Source organism: Neorhizobium petrolearium, from assembly GCF_017873175.1.
Lineage (GTDB): Bacteria > Pseudomonadota > Alphaproteobacteria > Rhizobiales > Rhizobiaceae > Neorhizobium > Neorhizobium petrolearium.
Map to the genome: position 1 here is coordinate 277,901 of NZ_JAGGJW010000010.1, position 14,941 is coordinate 292,841.

16 protein-coding genes are annotated in these 14,941 nt (G+C 61.2%); 9 read left to right on the plus strand and 7 right to left on the minus strand.

The genetic code is table 11. The features are described from left to right. The first annotated feature begins 5 nt into the window (after positions 1 to 5). Positions 6 to 1,070: a phosphotriesterase family protein gene (locus tag J2046_RS20385; protein ID WP_411828529.1), complete on the plus strand. Its 1,065-nt coding sequence runs from the start codon at positions 6 to 8 to the stop codon at positions 1,068 to 1,070. A gap of 31 nt (positions 1,071 to 1,101) precedes the next feature. Then, on the plus strand, positions 1,102 to 1,872 hold the full coding sequence (locus J2046_RS20390; protein ID WP_210054996.1) for a glutamine amidotransferase: 771 nt from the start codon (positions 1,102 to 1,104) through the stop codon (positions 1,870 to 1,872). 25 nt (positions 1,873 to 1,897) lie between these two features. Here J2046_RS20390 and J2046_RS20395 read toward each other — a convergent pair whose 3' ends face one another. Continuing rightward, complete coding sequence (locus tag J2046_RS20395) at positions 1,898 to 2,794, minus strand: PfkB family carbohydrate kinase (protein ID WP_210055061.1); 897 nt, start codon at positions 2,792 to 2,794, stop codon at positions 1,898 to 1,900. 49 nt (positions 2,795 to 2,843) lie between these two features. Between J2046_RS20395 and J2046_RS20400 the strand changes: the two genes are divergently transcribed. The 3 genes from J2046_RS20400 to J2046_RS20410 are packed head-to-tail and all read left to right on the plus strand — an operon-like array spanning position 2,844 to position 5,590. Next, entirely contained in the window at positions 2,844 to 3,686 is an 843-nt protein-coding gene (locus J2046_RS20400; RefSeq protein ID WP_210054998.1) for a BtpA/SgcQ family protein, read from the plus strand. A 1-nt stretch (position 3,687) separates the two neighbouring features. Next, entirely contained in the window at positions 3,688 to 4,332 is a 645-nt protein-coding gene (locus J2046_RS20405; RefSeq protein WP_210055000.1) for a TenA family protein, read from the plus strand. A gap of 13 nt (positions 4,333 to 4,345) precedes the next feature. Further along, positions 4,346 to 5,590, plus strand: a complete 1,245-nt coding sequence (locus tag J2046_RS20410; protein ID WP_210055002.1) for a Zn-dependent hydrolase — start codon at positions 4,346 to 4,348, stop codon at positions 5,588 to 5,590. 137 nt (positions 5,591 to 5,727) lie between these two features. Here J2046_RS20410 and J2046_RS34360 read toward each other — a convergent pair whose 3' ends face one another. Together J2046_RS34360 and J2046_RS20415 are read right to left on the minus strand one after the other, a co-directional pair. Continuing rightward, complete coding sequence (locus J2046_RS34360; protein ID WP_233470151.1) at positions 5,728 to 6,030, minus strand: GCG_CRPN prefix-to-repeats domain-containing protein; 303 nt, start codon at positions 6,028 to 6,030, stop codon at positions 5,728 to 5,730. A gap of 195 nt (positions 6,031 to 6,225) precedes the next feature. After that, positions 6,226 to 7,365: a helix-turn-helix transcriptional regulator gene (locus J2046_RS20415; protein ID WP_210055004.1), complete on the minus strand. Its 1,140-nt coding sequence runs from the start codon at positions 7,363 to 7,365 to the stop codon at positions 6,226 to 6,228. A gap of 185 nt (positions 7,366 to 7,550) precedes the next feature. Between J2046_RS20415 and J2046_RS20420 the strand changes: the two genes are divergently transcribed. The 4 genes from J2046_RS20420 to J2046_RS20435 all read left to right on the plus strand — a co-directional run bounded on the left by J2046_RS20420 (position 7,551) and on the right by J2046_RS20435 (position 11,854). After that, entirely contained in the window at positions 7,551 to 7,880 is a 330-nt protein-coding gene (locus J2046_RS20420) for a hypothetical protein (protein ID WP_210055006.1), read from the plus strand. 62 nt (positions 7,881 to 7,942) lie between these two features. Further along, positions 7,943 to 8,422 carry a hypothetical protein gene (locus tag J2046_RS20425; RefSeq protein WP_210055008.1) on the plus strand — a complete coding sequence of 160 codons (480 nt, stop codon included), beginning with the start codon at positions 7,943 to 7,945 and terminating at the stop codon, positions 8,420 to 8,422. Between the two features lie 270 nt (positions 8,423 to 8,692). Beyond that, positions 8,693 to 10,297 carry a hypothetical protein gene (locus tag J2046_RS20430; RefSeq protein WP_210055010.1) on the plus strand — a complete coding sequence of 535 codons (1,605 nt, stop codon included), beginning with the start codon at positions 8,693 to 8,695 and terminating at the stop codon, positions 10,295 to 10,297. Between the two features lie 9 nt (positions 10,298 to 10,306). Further along, positions 10,307 to 11,854, plus strand: coding sequence for a hypothetical protein (locus tag J2046_RS20435; protein ID WP_210055012.1), 1,548 nt, complete (start codon positions 10,307 to 10,309; stop codon positions 11,852 to 11,854). Positions 11,855 to 12,169: 315 nt separating this feature from the next. On the opposite strand, the gene J2046_RS20440 is transcribed toward J2046_RS20435, so the two are convergent. Genes J2046_RS20440 through blh form a run of 4 tightly spaced genes read right to left on the minus strand, consistent with a single transcriptional unit; the run spans position 12,170 to position 14,842 of the window. Then, the gene (locus tag J2046_RS20440; protein WP_411828523.1) at positions 12,170 to 12,958 is read right to left on the minus strand and encodes a sulfite exporter TauE/SafE family protein; all 789 of its coding nucleotides are present in this window, start codon (positions 12,956 to 12,958) and stop codon (positions 12,170 to 12,172) included. Beyond that, positions 12,949 to 13,209, minus strand: a complete 261-nt coding sequence (locus J2046_RS33905; RefSeq protein ID WP_325169771.1) for a YeeE/YedE family protein — start codon at positions 13,207 to 13,209, stop codon at positions 12,949 to 12,951. The genes J2046_RS20440 and J2046_RS33905 overlap by 10 nt, the downstream gene beginning before the upstream one ends. Beyond that, positions 13,206 to 13,547 carry a sulfite-sensing transcriptional repressor BigR gene (bigR, locus tag J2046_RS20455; protein ID WP_411828524.1) on the minus strand — a complete coding sequence of 114 codons (342 nt, stop codon included), beginning with the start codon at positions 13,545 to 13,547 and terminating at the stop codon, positions 13,206 to 13,208. Before bigR ends, J2046_RS33905 begins: the two co-directional genes overlap by 4 nt. After that, on the minus strand, positions 13,544 to 14,842 hold the full coding sequence (blh, locus tag J2046_RS20460; RefSeq protein WP_210055018.1) for a bifunctional sulfur transferase/dioxygenase Blh: 1,299 nt from the start codon (positions 14,840 to 14,842) through the stop codon (positions 13,544 to 13,546). Before blh ends, bigR begins: the two co-directional genes overlap by 4 nt. Positions 14,843 to 14,941: the final 99 nt, after the last annotated feature.

Here is a 14,941-nt window from a genome sequence, read left to right on the forward strand (position 1 = left end):
CCATGATGGAAGAACGTTCCGAAGCGCACATCCGTTCGGGCAAGGTGATGACGGTGAGGGGGCCGGTCTCCGTCTCCGATCTCGGCATCACTCTTATGCACGAGCACATCCTGAACGACTGTCGCTGCTGGTGGCACGCGCCCAAGACGCCGGAGCGACAGTACCTGGCCGAAAGCTTCGTCTGCATCGAGATCCTTGGCGAACTGCGCCAGGATCCCTTTGTCAACAAGCACAATATCACGCTGGACGACGAGCCGCTCGCCATCACGGAACTGAAGGATTTCGTCAGGCACGGCGGACGGACGGTGGTTGAGCCCACCTGCCAGGGGATCGGCCGGAACCCTCAGGCCCTGAAGCGCATATCCGAGGCCTCAGGGCTCAATATCGTGATGGGCGCCGGCTACTATCTCGGCTCCTCGCATCCCGCCAGGGTGGCGGAGATGACGATCGACCAGATCGCCGACGAGATCGTGCAGGAGGCAACCGTCGGCGTCGACGGCACCGACATCAAGGTCGGGCTGATCGGCGAAATCGGCGTGTCGTCGGATTTCACCGACGAGGAAGAGAAGTCGCTGCGGGCGGCGGCGCGCGCTCAGGTCCGTACGGGGCTGCCGCTGATGATACATCTGCCCGGCTGGTTCCGCCTCGGTCACAAGGTGCTGGATATTGCGGAAGAAGAGGGGGCGGAGCTTCGCCACACGGTACTCTGTCACATGAACCCGTCCCATGACGACCTCGGCTATCAGGGTGAGCTCGCCGCGCGCGGCGCATTTCTCGAATACGACATGATCGGCATGGATTTCTTCTATGCCGACCAGCAGGTGCAGTGCCCGAGCGACGAGGAGGCTGGGCGCGCCATCGTCAAGCTGATCGAGCGCGGGCATATCGACCGCATCCTGCTCTCCCACGACGTCTTCCTGAAGATGATGCTGACGCGCTACGGCGGCAATGGATACGCTTACATCCTCAAGCACTTCCTGCCACGATTGAAGCGGCACGGAGTCACTGACGCGCAGCTCGACATTCTCATGCAGGACAATCCGAGATCGGTGTTCGAGGCCAAGGCCTGACCGCCAAAACGATGACAGAAATGGAAAGACCATGACCAAGAAAGTCCTCCTCGTCGGCGAGAGCTGGGTCAGCTCCGCCACCCATTACAAAGGCTTCGACCAGTTCGGCAGCGTCACCTTCCATCTTGGTGCCGAGCCGCTGGTGAAGGCGCTGGAAGGCAGCGAATACGAACTCACCTACATGCCGGCGCATGAGGCGGTGGAGAAGTTTCCTTTCGATATGGACGGTCTCGACGCCTACGACGTGATCATCCTGTCGGATATCGGCGCCAACTCGCTGCTGCTGCCGCCGGCGGTCTGGCTGCATTCGAAGACCGTGCCGAACCGCCTGAAGCTGATCAAGGCGTGGGTCGAGAAGGGCGGCGGCCTGCTGATGGTCGGCGGATATTTCTCCTTCCAGGGCATCGACGGCAAGGCGCGCTGGCGGCGCACGGCGGTGGAAGACGTGCTGCCGGTGACCTGCCTTCCCTATGACGACCGCGTCGAAATTCCCGAAGGGGCGACGGCCGTCATCACCAATGCGGATCATCCGACGGTGGTCGGCATGAAGGGCGAATGGCCGCTGTTGCTCGGCGTCAACGAGGTTGAGGTACGCGATCGCGCCGACGTGGAAGTCGTCGCCCGCCTGCCGGAAGACCAGGGCGGCCATCCGCTGCTCGTCACCGGACGTTTCGGCAAGGGACGCAGCGCCGCCTGGACCTCCGATATCGGGCCGCATTGGCTGTCGCCGGCATTCTGCGAATGGGAAGGCTATGGCCGCCTCTGGAAGAACATTCTCGGCTGGCTGAGCGCGGCCCGCTGAGGCGAGGGGCGAGCAGAGGCGCGCGTCAGCGCGTCAGGATCGCCCGCAGTTCGTCGGCGGTCGGGAAGGCCGATCGGGTGCCGCGGCGGCTGACGGTGAGGGCGGAGGCAGCAGCGGCATGGCCGATGGCGCGTGTGTCGAGTTCGACGCCGCGAAGTGCCGCGGAGGCAAGCGCCACCGCCATGAAGGTATCGCCGGCTCCGGTCGTGTCGATAACGTTGGTGGCGACGGCCGGGATGGTGGCGATTTCCCGGCCTTGACTAGCCAGCATGGCGCCGTCGCCCCCGAGTGTCAGCACGACGTGGCGCACGCCGGATTGCAGCAGCCGCTCGGTTGCGGCGCGGTCTGAGAGACCGGTGAGGCTTTGGGTCTCGCCCCGATTCAGGAAGGCGATGTCGACAAGAGGCCAGAGGTCGACGAAGTAGGGCTGGAGCGGCGAGGGGTTGAAGGCGGTGACGAGGGCGCGGCGTCGGGCTTCCTGAAGCAGGCCACGGGTCGTCGCCTCGCTGAGATTGCCCTGCAGGACCAAAAGGTCACCGGCGGCGGTGTCGAGTGCGGCAATCGCCTCTTCGAGCGTCAGCGAGCCGGCGGATTCGGTCGTGGTGACGATGGCGTTCTCGCCGTCCGGGGTGGTGAAGATGATGGAGAAGTCGCTGGAACGGCCGGCAAGCGCAACGAGCTTTGCCTCGACCGGTTCCGGCGCAAGCTGATCGCGGATGGTCTGGGCGCGGAAATCCTCGCCCACGGCTGCGACGAGAGCGGTGGGAAGACCAGCACGGGCCATGACCACGGCCTGGTTTGCACCCTTGCCGCCGAGGTCGCGGGTTTCCTCGCGACCGAGGATGGAAGCTCCGGCTTCCGGCATGGTCGACACGGATATGGTTTCGTCGACAGCGACGTTACCGATGACATGGGCCCGTATCGGGGCATGAATATTGGCAGGCATGACTGGCCTTCGGAAAGGAATGAAAATGCAGCAGATATCGGATAACAATTCGAGCGCCATAAGGGAAATATTCGGTACTGACAAGGCGCTGATCGGAATGATCCATTGCCTGCCGTTCCCCGGCGCGCCGCGTTACCGCGGGGTGGCAATGGACACGATCTACGACGCCGCGATGGGCGATGCCGAGGCACTGATCGACGGTGGGATGCATGGGCTGATCATCGAAAACCACGGCGACATTCCCTTCTCGAAGCCGGAAGATATCGGGCCGGAAACCTCTGCTTTCATGTCGGTCATCACCGACCGGATCGCCCGCGCGACCGGCATCCCGATCGGCATCAACGTGCTGGCGAACGCGCCGATCCCGGCCTTTGCCATCGCCATGGCGGGCGGCGCGAAGTTTATCCGGGTCAATCAGTGGGCCAACGCCTATGTCGCCAACGAAGGTTTCATGGAGGGCCGGGCGGCGGAAGCAATGCGTTATCGCTCCCTCCTTCGCGCCGAACACATCAAGGTTTTCGCGGACAGCCATGTGAAGCACGGCGCCCATGCGATCACCGCCGATCGCACGATCGAGGAACTGACCCGCGATCTTGCCTTCTTCGACGCCGACGCGGTGATCGCCACCGGCCAGCGTACCGGCAATTCGGCGACCATTGAGGAGATCGAGACGATCGGGGCCGCAACCCATCTGCCGCTGCTTGTCGGCTCCGGAGTCACCAAGGACAATATCGTCGAGATTCTCAAGCGCACGAACGGTGTCATTGTCGCGTCCTCGCTGAAGGAAGGCGGCGTCTGGTGGAATCCCGTGGAACCGGCCCGCGTCAAGGCCTTCGTCGAAGCCGCCCGCCCGGCGCTGGAGAGCTGAAATGGCCGAAACCCTGTCCGAGCAGATCCTGAGAGAAAACAAGGCCGTCTTCGACGCAATGATCGGCCATCGCTTCGTCGAAGACATCAAGGCCGACCGCCTTCCGAAGGACGTCTTTGACCGCTACCTTGTTTTTGAAGGCGCCTTCGTCGACACGGCGATCTCGATCTTTGCCTTCGCCGCCGCGAAGGCAAGGACCATCGCCCAGAAGCGCTGGCTGGTCGGTGTGCTGGATGCGCTCGCCAACCAGCAGATCGCTTACTTCGAAAAGACCTTTGCCGAGCGCGGCATCGAACCTGAAGGCTTCGATACGTCCATTCCCGAGGTCGCGAGCTTCCGCGACGGCATGCTGGAGATCTCCCGCGACGGCGGCTATTTCGACACGGTCGCGGCAATGTTCGCCGCCGAATGGATGTACTGGACCTGGTCGAAGGAGGCGGCTTCTCAGCAGATCAGCGATCCGCTTCTGAAGGAATGGGTGGATCTTCATGCCCATGAGGACTTTGCCGCGCAGGCGCGGTGGCTGAAGGCAGAGCTCGATCATGCAGGCGAGAGGATGAGCCCGGATGAGCGCTCTCGCCTCAGCGGTATCTTCGGCCGGGTGCAGGCGCTCGAGATTGCCTTCCACGAGGCTCCCTATTTCTGATCCAGGAGGAACCATGATCGAAATCGACGGCAGGCGCCTCAACGCCAGGCTCCAGGCCTTCGCTGAGATCGGCGGCACCCGGAAGGGCGGCGTTAACCGGCAGGCGCTGACGGAAGAGGATCGTCGGGCGCGCCGGCTGCTGGCCGAGTTGGCGTGGACAAGGGGTTTTTCGGTCTTCCAGGATCCCATGGCCAACCTGTTCATCCGCCGCGCCGGGCACGACGAAACGCTCCCGCCAATGCTGATCGGCAGCCATCTCGACAGCCAGCCGGCGGGCGGCCGTTTTGACGGCGCACTCGGCACGCTGTCCGCGTTCGAAGTGCTGGAAAGTCTGGAGGATGCGGGCATCGAGACGGAACGCCCGGTCGTCGTTGTGGCCTGGACCAATGAGGAGGGCTGCCGTTTTGCGCCGGGCTGCATGGGGTCCATGGCCTTCGCTGCCGGCGAGATACCGGTGGAATGGCGGCAGAAGCTCGCGACCGATGGCGCGGCCTTCGTTGAAGAATTGAAGGCGACGATCGAAAGCCTTCCGCGGGCGCAGATGCTTCCTTTGGGCTTTCCCGTCCATGCCTATCTCGAAGTACATATCGAACAGGGACCGTCGCTGGAAGCGGGCGGCATTTCCATTGGGGTGGTGACCGGGATCCAGGGCACACGTTGGCTGAACGTCGAAATTACCGGTCAGACGGCGCATGCCGGAACCACCGGATTGGCTTATCGGCGCGATCCGTTGCGCGCTCTGACCACCGCGCTTTCCGGTCTCTACGAGGCGATCATGCCTTCGGATCCGGATGCTCGCTTCACCATCGGCCGCATTTCGGTCGAGCCCGGCTCGGTGAACGCGATTCCGGACAAGGCCTGCTGCACTGTCGACATCCGGCATCCCGATCCGGCCCGGCTGGACGAGCTCGAACGCTCGATTACATCGAGTATCACGACGGAAGCCGAGAACCAGCGCTGCACGGTTACGATCTCGCGATCTTTCGATATGCCGCCCTGCACCTTTGCCGCCGGCCTGCAACGGGTAGTCGAACGGGCCGCTGCCGAAAGAGGCCTCGAAAGCATGAACATGCTGTCGGGCGCCTTTCACGACGCTTTGTTCGTCAATCGCGTCGCGCCGTCGGCGATGATCTTTGTTCCGTGCCGCGACGGTCTGAGCCACAACGAGGCGGAACATGTCGAACCCGAGCATGTCATTGCAGGCTGCCAGGTGCTGGCGCAGGCGACGCTGCTCCTGGTCTCCAACCCAGGCTCATAATGCTGCTTTTGAAGCTGAGTTGAGATGATGTCCGCCCGCAAAACCACCGGAAGCCGAGGGGAGCCCTCGGCTTCCGGTGATCGACCATATCTGCATCGAGTTTCTGTGCCAGGCACCCGTCCCGCCCGATTGCCGCCTTATCTCCAGTCGCGCCAATGGCGCTCCCGCCAGCTGTGTTCCCGCCAGTGGCGACGCGGATGGTGACCATGATGCCAGCCTCGCGGGCGATCCCATCCGTAGTGACGACGTGGCGGTGAGCGCCAACGGTTCGGCCTGCATTCGCCCCAGCGGTTCAAGTGATATCCACGGCCGCATGCCCAATCGACGCTGACCACAGGCGATGCCGTTGGAGCCTTCACGTGTCCGATGGGCATCGCATTCGTGGCCGTCCCGATGAGGGAGCCTGCAATCATGACAGCAGTGATGACGATGATACGCATATGTCTGCCTCCTATTGGATGGAGACATTTCGCGCCAGGACCGCTGAATGGCGGCTGAATCGGGCGTTCATCTCGGAGCTAACTGGTTTTGCGCCGGTGCAACCGCAGCTATCGGGCGAGCCGTTTAGGCTGCAATTGTGCCTCGCAGGCAATTGAACTGCACTTGTTCCGCTCCCATCATCTTGGATGAAACCGTCAGCCGGCGCCGGCCTCCATCAGCAACCGGACGAGTTCAGCCTGCCGGCGCACGCCGGTTTTCTCGTATATATGGCTGAGATGAGCGCGGACGGTTGTCGGGGCAATGCCGAGCCGGGCAGCCGCTGCCTCACGCCCGTCACCCTTTAGGATCTCGAAGGCAACGTCGGCCTCTGCTTTGGTCAACCTAAACCGGCGGCCCAGACACTCCTTCGTTTCGGCAGGCGTCAGCTCGAATGCCGCCGCCATGGACGAGCCGATGAATATGGCAGCCGCCGCCTCGGGCTGCAACCGCGTGCGTAATTCGCTGCCTTTCATCGGCAGAACATGGGCAAAGAGTGGTGGCTCCCCGGATGCCGTAAGGCGGATGGCGAGGCCGGTCTTGCCGAGCATCGCTTCGTCTCGAGCCGCGAGGCGGATCGCTTTGCGGAGCTCCTGTGCAGCAGCCGGCACTTTGGCACTAAGAATGCCGCCCGCTTCCTGTATGCCAGCACTTTTACGCAGCATGTGATCAGCCGAACGGTTTACGTGCAGGATGGTGCCATCTCCATTGGTCAGCACGATGCCGCAACGGACAGCATCCAGCGCGTCAGCCATCCGTTCCCGTTCAATGGCGCGGACATCAAGCGCATCGCTAATGGCTATCGCGCGTCGGAGATGCGGCAGCAGAAGCGCCATTTCTCCGACCTCGTGGTCGGTGATGAGGCCATGCCGTTCGTGGCGCCCAATCACGAGCTCGGAGAAATGGTAAGGCGTATGCACGAGAAATTGATGCATGACGTCTACAATGCCGAGCGGTTTCAGGCAGCATTGAACGTAGCGCGACTCCTCAAGATAATGGGACTTGAGCTGACGCGAGGCGACAAACGGCTCATCAAGCGAAGGCGCTATGGCAAACCACTCGTTCAATCGAGCATGGATTTCGGAGGTATGCTTCTGCCTCTCGTCCATCCCGAACTCACCCCAGCCCACGCTCTTCTCGATCAAGATGCGGTCGTGGCGAAGATCGTTCAGTGAGAGGATGGCGGATTCGCTCGAAATCGCCTGTGTTATCTCCGTGAGCGTGCGCTCCCACCGAGAAGGCTCAAGGGCGCAGTCGTAGATGGATGCTATCAGCTCCGATAGGGTGTGCGGTGACATCTGAGCCGTTGCTCCAGAGGCATTCTCCGTGCTGGTACGCGCGCCAGGCATAACCCGCCGCTCTGTCTGTCAAATAATCGAAACCGTATAGAACGAACGTCCGATGCGCCATGGCGAAAGCTATGAGATTACGTTGTTCGTTACCGATGTGTAAGCGCCTGTCGAAGGCAGGAGGGAGCGAATACATGTCAAGACCAGCGTTCCTGACCATCAAACATGTGAAGTGTTACTCGATCAACGATTATACCGGCTCCGACGACCTGTTCGGCGTCATGGGGCCTGTGCGTTTTCGCATTGGATCCTTCTCCCCCGGCGATGATCGTTCTGTGGAGATCAATCAGATTGTTCCGTCGGGGGAATTCTACCTGAGAATAATCGAAGATGATGCGACGGGCGATGATGAGCTGGGTCTCATCGACCTGAGCGAAGTCATGGATTTCGACACGACCAAGAACGTCCAGAGCGAAGACGCCAACTACGACATAACCTACTTCGTCCAGTCGATGTCGAGTTAGGGGGCGGCCGATAGATCCTCCTCGCAGCATGCTTGTCAATCAAAGGCATAGGAGACTCCTAGATGGCTACGGCCCGGATCTACATGATCCATTGCGTACGGCATTCATCGGGTACGGATTTCAGCACGTCCCAGGCGCTCTCTGGCCTCGCAGGTGAGGTGTTTGCCAGCGAATTCGTCGATCCCCTGCTGGAGGCGATAAAAGCCTTGCCGGCTGTGATCGCGGCAATCGACACCGCGCGGGACGACCCTGATAACCTGTTCATGACTTTCGGCAGCGATGACATAAGCGAAGCATTCTGGCCCGGGGCCGGCCAATATACCGACCTTCAAGCCGGCATGTCCGCCGAAATCCTCCTCGATTTCAGCGTTGACTATTCCCAGAACGTATCACTTTGGGACTATGACAATCCCAGCGGAAACGATCACATGGGATCGGTGACGCTTTATGCCTCAGAGGCGGGGCAAGGAGAAAAAGCGAAGCTCGCGAAGAACGAGGTGGAAGGATCCGCATACTACGTCCTGTATGAGGTCCTCGCCTGAGGGGATGCGGGGCCGGGCCTTTCGCAAGAAGCAGCAGGGCGGGCAGCACGGACGCTTATTTGTGCAGAGTGGCTCGCCGGACTTGGCGCACGGATCAGTCAGATGAATGAGCGTTTCCGAGGCCCACAACAAGGGCTTACATCGACGGAGCACCTGCTGGCGATCCTGATCTTCATTTCAAGAACGTGCTTCCGGTTCGGGGGTTAAAACAGTTGAAACAAGAGGTTTGTCCCAGGGTACAGCCGTCATGGCGAGCAGGAGGAAAGCAAAATGCTAGTTGAACCCAGTGTTCTTGCCAATACGATCATGGCTAAGCTCTACAACGTCCTCACGAACGGTGATGACACGGTTCCGCCATCGGCCGATAATTTCTTCAGCTGGTGCACACCGGGTATCCCAATCGAGCCCGCCGACCTGGAGTACCTCACCCAGGGCCTCACCGGAATCGTCAAGAGATCGGCCGTGGACGCCATGCAGCCGAGTGCGGCGGCGGCCACAGCCGCGGCCGGTGGCGCACCTCCACCGCCACCTCAGCCGCTTGCACCGGAACAACTGAGCGAACTGATGGCGCAGGACACCATGCGTCTCTACATGCAGGCGGAAAACATGTCGCGCCTGCTCGACTTCGTGCCGGACGTGGCGGCAGGCGTGAATGACCAGTTCGCCCGCATGGCGGTGCAGAACAACGACGGTACGCTCTCGGACGTCTATGATTATACGCTTCGGATGAGCCAGGTGATGAAGGTCGAGCTGCCACCGGAAACGGTCGCCGAGATCAAGGAGATGGCCGGGCTGATGACCAAGACCGGAAGGGTTCGGGATGTGTTGCCCCCACACGAAGAGATCGAGCAGACTGGCCCCAGCGATCTTGCGCTGGTTTACGCCGCCAAGCAGTTCGCTTACGATGCCGCCGCTCTTGAATACAATGCGCGACGCATCGATGCACTGACGGCCACCAACTCCAGAGCCGTGCATGATTGGGCGATCAACGCCAACATTTATCGCAACAAGGTCAGGGCGGCGAAAATCGACTGGGAGACCGCCGGCCACAAGTTCGACGTCGAGAAGATCGGCGCATATATCGAGCAAGTGCAGCGGCGCGATATGGCGCTGCTAAAGCAGCAATATGTCGAAGATTTCGAAAACTGCCGCCTGACGTCGCCGGTCTCCGGCGCCGACTTCTTCTTCACGTCACTCGTCCCGGGAAACTTCGCCAACTCGACGGGCTGGACCCGGTTCGGTTTTTCAGCCGGGGACTACCAGAGTCATTCAAGCTCAAGCTATCAGTGGTCACGCTCAAGCGGCGGCGGAGGCTTCAGTTTCTTCGGTATTGGCGGCGGAGGCTCCCATTCGGAATCGAGCAGCCACAGCGAGTACCACGGCAAGGTCGACAGCAGCCATGTCAGCATGTCGTTCGAGATCGCGCAAATTCCCATCGCACGTCCCTGGTTCCGGCCAGCCTTCCTGACCAGCCACTACTGGCGATTCGACCAAAACAACGCAGTGGTCAAAAGTGAAAGGCTTTCCGACGGCGGGTCTCCACCGAATGGCAAGATGCCCGCCTACCCGACAAGCGCAATTTTTGTCAGAAAGCTGTCACTCTGCTTCGGGGACAGCCATGAATTCACCGACTTCGCACGGAATGCGGAATCACAGCGTTCCAGCGGAGGCGGCTACTTCTGCTTCGGACCATTCTTTGCTGGAGGCAGTGGCTCGCACCGGTCAGGATCGGGTGACACCCGGCGTGATTATGGCTTCAGATTCGAGAACAACACCATGTTCATCGACGGTATGCAACTGATCGGCTTCAAGTGTCACGTTATGCCCAAAAGCCCGGACCCGTCCAGCGAGATTCCGGCGAATGCCTGGATATGAGGCGCGACAATGGACGCCTTCCTCCAACTTGCTCTCATCGAGAAAGCCAAACGTGTTTTTTCTCACGACGAAAGGGTGATGCTCAGCTTTCCGCTGCTCGAGCCGCTCAGTTTCACCGAAGCCGAGCTCTCAGCGTTGGCATCGCCCCAGACGCCAGCGGACTACACAATGGCTGCAAACTTCGCCCGGTCAGCCAACTTCCTGCCGACGGATATGGTGGCAAGCGCAACAGAGAGGATGCTGTGGGACGTGTTCGCAGATGTGCTCGCCCGCGCCGACGTCGGATCAGCCGATTCTCAGGACGACCATGCCGCTGCGGCGAGCGAACTGCTCTCTGACCTGACGCCTGATGGAACGCGCGTCGAGAGCGAGGCGCTCAGGCGTTATCGTCAATATCGCGACGCCTGGCTGGTCGCTGGGGAGAACTATGCTTCACACAAGCTTACCGGCGAGTTGAGCGAGGACCCGGCGGTTAAAAGACGCTGGTTGGCATTCGAGGAACCGACGCTACGAGCGGCCCAGGACGAAGCGATGACGGCGTGGGAGATGCTGGGAAACCGGGTGGAGATTGAACTTGCCATCCAGGCTTTGCGTACCGCCGCGTTGCAAAATCCGCGTTTGACGTGGGCAGAGTGGTCTGACGATTTCAATCCCGACACCGACATGCTGACGGACACGACCGGCGCTCAATATGCGCCCACGGGATTGTCGCCGCATGATTTCGCCTCGAAGGACGACTGGCTGTCTTTCGAACTCTCTGCCGGAGAAATGGCTGCCCTCGTCGCCGACGCGCCCGAACAATTCAGGACCGTCTTAGGCGATAGTACCGGCAGCCGCTACGAGTACATGCAGTTCGACTATCGCTCGGTTGCCATCAATCGCCCATGGTTCCGCCCCGAGGTTCTGACCTCGCAGATCTGGCGCACCAGCGATCCCGAACTCATACTCAGCGACGGTGCGGTTCCACCGTCCGGCGCTTGCCCGGCTTACGCTACTGCGATCGTGTTCATACGGAACGTAAAGGTCGTCGAACGAAATACCGTTTCCACCGGGGGCGGGTCATCTTCTGGCGGCAGGCCCTACGGGGGATCTGGACCTCACATGGACCCCGGCGACACAGGGTTCACGCCGTTGGTTGCCGCTGGCCTACGGTTCACTCTGGACCCCCAGACTTTCACTAAGCGGCGCGATCTGCGCGCAGGTTCGCCACTGGCGTCGAGCGCCATTCAGGGTGCGGAATTGTCCCGGCCCGCGCCAAGCATCGAACTCGATGCGCGGCATACCCGCGCTTTCCAGCGCTTGCGACGCAATAGCTTCGCCGTCTCGCCGCAGAACATCAACACGACGACTGCATCCAATTTTTCGATGGTCCGTGCACGCCGACCACGCTGGGGGGCGGAAGTAGGGGCGGGTCATCATTTCGATCGCGAAGGATCAGGAACTTCGCCGCAGCCGCCAGTGTCCCCCATCAGGCCCGATCAACTCTCGATTCTCGCTTTCATCTGCAAACGTCTCCCCAAGGCACCGGATCCAGCTTTGACGTTGCTTTGGAGGTAGCTATAGACGACGCTGACAGCGAGCAGCTTCGGGGATTTTTGATGAGCAGCGCAGCGTGTGAACCCACCGTAGCAGGATGACGGTCGGTTGACCGCTGATGGCCGCATCGATCTCTGCTTCCTGGTTGCGTCCCGTTGTGAAAGCGCTTCAGCCGTCGGTCGGGAAGCCCTTGCAACTGACACGCTGATGTCGGCCACTCCGCGGCGCAGCGGGGAGAGGATCTCATTACGGCGATGGGATGGCATGATCTTCATGCTGCAGCAGATGATGCCATTTATGAGATCTGCTCCATTCACAGCCGACATCGCTGCGCACTCAGCCGGTCATCAACGTCCCCCAGTTCCGATACAGAATGTAAGCCGCGACCACAAAGATAAGGGCTGCGAACAGGCGGTTGAGGATGTTCTTGTAGGCGCTAAGCCGTGTGGCGAGCAGCATGCCGAGCACGCCGCCGATGATGCCGCCGCCGATGAATTCGGTCGCGAGCCACCAGTCAATCAGGCCCGAGCTGGCATAGTTGAGTGCCGTCGCCAGTCCGAATGCACCGACGGAAAGGAGCGAGGTGCCGATCGCGTTGATCATCGGCATGCCCGTTGCCAGCATGAGTCCGGGAACGATCAGGAAGCCCCCGCCGATCCCGAAGAACCCGGAGGCAGCGCCGGCTGCGAGTGCCACGGCCGCTGTTGTGAGGCACATCCTGAGGTCCACCGGGCGACGGTCGACTGCCACCGCCTTCCTGGGCTTCAGCATCAGGACGCCGACGACAACCATCAGGATGCCGAACATGAAGATCAGGCGGTCTCCGTCGATCGCCTTGCCGAGGCTGGAGCCGGCGAGGGCGCCGACAACGCCGAGCGCGGAGAAGACGGCGGCGCAGCGCCACCAGACGTGGCCCTTGATCGCATGGCTTGCAAAGTTCGCGAAGGCACTCACCGAGACCGCAAGCGCACCCGTGCCGATGGCGACATGCGGTTGCGTCACGCCGACGACGTAGAGGAGCAGCGGCGTCGCCAGGATGGACCCGCCGCCGCCGAGCAGGCCGAGCATGAAGCCAACGATCCCGCCCGAACCGACCGCCGCGAGGATGGTGCTGCTTATGACCATCTGCTCCATACTCTGTCATACAAGGCCATCCCCGTCAGAATCGTGATGACAAACAGGACCGTCTGGGGAAACCCGACCGACAGCGATGCGGCCGCCGGGCGAGGACAGGCGACGCCTATCCATCCGATCCGCTGGGCAAGATGCCCGACGATGCCCCTGATGCCGGCCACGCGGCCGTTCAGAAGCAGAAGCCTGACCGCGGAGATGCCAATCAGCATGCCGCCGCTCAATGATGAGGGATATGTGCTCACTTGTCTTCATTCACGCAGTAGATGTCATAGAGGGCTGCGACCAGTTGCGCGGCCTTTTCCTCCGTCAGGCGATAGAAGATCTGTTTGCCCTCCCGCCGCGTCTCGACGATGCCGGAACCGCGCAGCACGGTCAGGTGCTGCGACAGATGCGGCTGATGGACGTCGACCTTCTCTTCCAGCTCACCGACCGAATACTCGCCTTCCACCAGAGTGCAGACGATCACCAGACGTGCCGGATGGGACAGTGTCTTCAAGAGGTTCGCGACCTCCCCGGCACGCCTGGCGAGGTCGGCGGGGGATGGCCCCGCCTTCAGCATGTCATTCATCGGGTCGCTCATTCCCAAGCCGCTCCCTGCAAAGCATCGAGCGGAAACTTGAGGTAGCGCTTGCCATTGCTCTCCGGTTCCGGCAGGCGGCCGCCGCGGATATTTACCTGCAAGGCGTGCAGGATGAGCTTCGGCATCGGCAGGGTCTTGTCGCGCTTGGTGCGCAATGCCACGAACGCCTCCTCCGTCACACCGGCGACGTGCGGATTGGATTTCCTCTGCTCCGCCACCGTGCTCTCCCATCGCGGTGCGCGGCCATCGGGCTGGTAGTCGTGGCCCGTGAATATCCGGGTTTCGCCCGGAAGCGCCAGGATGTCTTGGATCGACTTCCACAGTATTCGTGCATCGCCACCGGGAAAATCGGCGCGCGCCGTGCCGCTGTCGGGCATGAAGAGCGTGTCGTGCACGAAGGCCGCGTCGCCGATCACGTAGGTGATCGATGCAAGCGTATGTCCGGGCGAAAACAGCACCTTCGCGTCGATCGAGCCGACCTTGAAGGCTTCACCATGGGAAAACAGCCGGTCCCATTGCGAACCATCCGTCACCAACTCTGGCCAGTTGTAGATGCCCTTCCAGAGCTTCTGAACATCCACGACGCGCTCGCCGATCGCCGTTCGGGCGCCGGTCTTATCCTTCAGGTATTGAGCCGCTGAGAAGTGGTCGGCATGCGGATGCGTGTCGAGGATCCATTCGACCGTAAGATTGTTGTCGCGAACGTATTCCAGGATTGCATCGGCATTGATGGTCGCCGTCGCTCCCGCCTTCTCGTCGAAATCCAGAACCGGATCGATGATCGCGCATTTGCCGGTGGCCGGATCGGACACGACGTATTGGACACTCCACGTGCGCCTGTCGAAGAAGCCTTTCACCTGCGGGCGTCGGGCAGCATGCTTCTCGAGCCAGGCGGCTGCGGCGCTGGTATTGAAACCGCGGCTGCGTCCGAATTCGACGACCTCGCCGGCCGACATGCGGCCGTCAAGCACCTCACCAATCAGGTAAAGGTTGAGCGAGCGCGTGCCGCTCTTGCAGTGAGCAAGCACAGGTCCGTCCGATTCATCGATCACCCGCTGAACGGCACGCACGTCGGCTTCGGTGATCGTATCAGCCGTGACCGGGATGAAGGCGTAGGAGAGGCCGCAGTGTTTCGCCTCCTGCTGTTCGGCTTGATTGCCTGGCTGACCAGGCTCTTCGTGTTCCGGTCGGTTGTTGATGAGCGTCAGGAAGCCCTGATCCCGAAATGATTGAATCTCCGCCAGGCTGGGCTGGGGGGCGACCGATAGCTTTTTCGAGATCTCGATGGCAGACATGAGTGGCTCCAATGAAAGAACACAAGGGGCAAAACACCTTCGGTTGGCGGCTTTTCCTTGGGTTCGGTTATGTTTTGACCGGCGTTTTGACCGATCGGC

Bases quoted from the DNA above. Each gene is read 5' to 3' on its own strand.
- J2046_RS20385 (WP_411828529.1), top strand. From the start codon at position 6: ATGGAAGAACGTTCCGAAGCGCACATCCGTTCGGGCAAGGTGATGACG.
- J2046_RS20390 (WP_210054996.1), top strand. From the start codon at position 1,102: ATGACCAAGAAAGTCCTCCTCGTCGGCGAGAGCTGGGTCAGCTCCGCC.
- J2046_RS20400 (WP_210054998.1), top strand. From the start codon at position 2,844: ATGCAGCAGATATCGGATAACAATTCGAGCGCCATAAGGGAAATATTC.
- J2046_RS20405 (WP_210055000.1), top strand. From the start codon at position 3,688: ATGGCCGAAACCCTGTCCGAGCAGATCCTGAGAGAAAACAAGGCCGTC.
- J2046_RS20410 (WP_210055002.1), top strand. From the start codon at position 4,346: ATGATCGAAATCGACGGCAGGCGCCTCAACGCCAGGCTCCAGGCCTTC.
- J2046_RS34360 (WP_233470151.1), bottom strand. From the start codon at position 6,030: ATGCGTATCATCGTCATCACTGCTGTCATGATTGCAGGCTCCCTCATC.
- J2046_RS20415 (WP_210055004.1), bottom strand. From the start codon at position 7,365: ATGTCACCGCACACCCTATCGGAGCTGATAGCATCCATCTACGACTGC.
- J2046_RS20420 (WP_210055006.1), top strand. From the start codon at position 7,551: ATGTCAAGACCAGCGTTCCTGACCATCAAACATGTGAAGTGTTACTCG.
- J2046_RS20425 (WP_210055008.1), top strand. From the start codon at position 7,943: ATGGCTACGGCCCGGATCTACATGATCCATTGCGTACGGCATTCATCG.
- J2046_RS20430 (WP_210055010.1), top strand. From the start codon at position 8,693: ATGCTAGTTGAACCCAGTGTTCTTGCCAATACGATCATGGCTAAGCTC.
- J2046_RS20435 (WP_210055012.1), top strand. From the start codon at position 10,307: ATGGACGCCTTCCTCCAACTTGCTCTCATCGAGAAAGCCAAACGTGTT.
- J2046_RS20440 (WP_411828523.1), bottom strand. From the start codon at position 12,958: ATGGTCATAAGCAGCACCATCCTCGCGGCGGTCGGTTCGGGCGGGATC.
- bigR (WP_411828524.1), bottom strand. From the start codon at position 13,547: ATGAGCGACCCGATGAATGACATGCTGAAGGCGGGGCCATCCCCCGCC.
- blh (WP_210055018.1), bottom strand. From the start codon at position 14,842: ATGTCTGCCATCGAGATCTCGAAAAAGCTATCGGTCGCCCCCCAGCCC.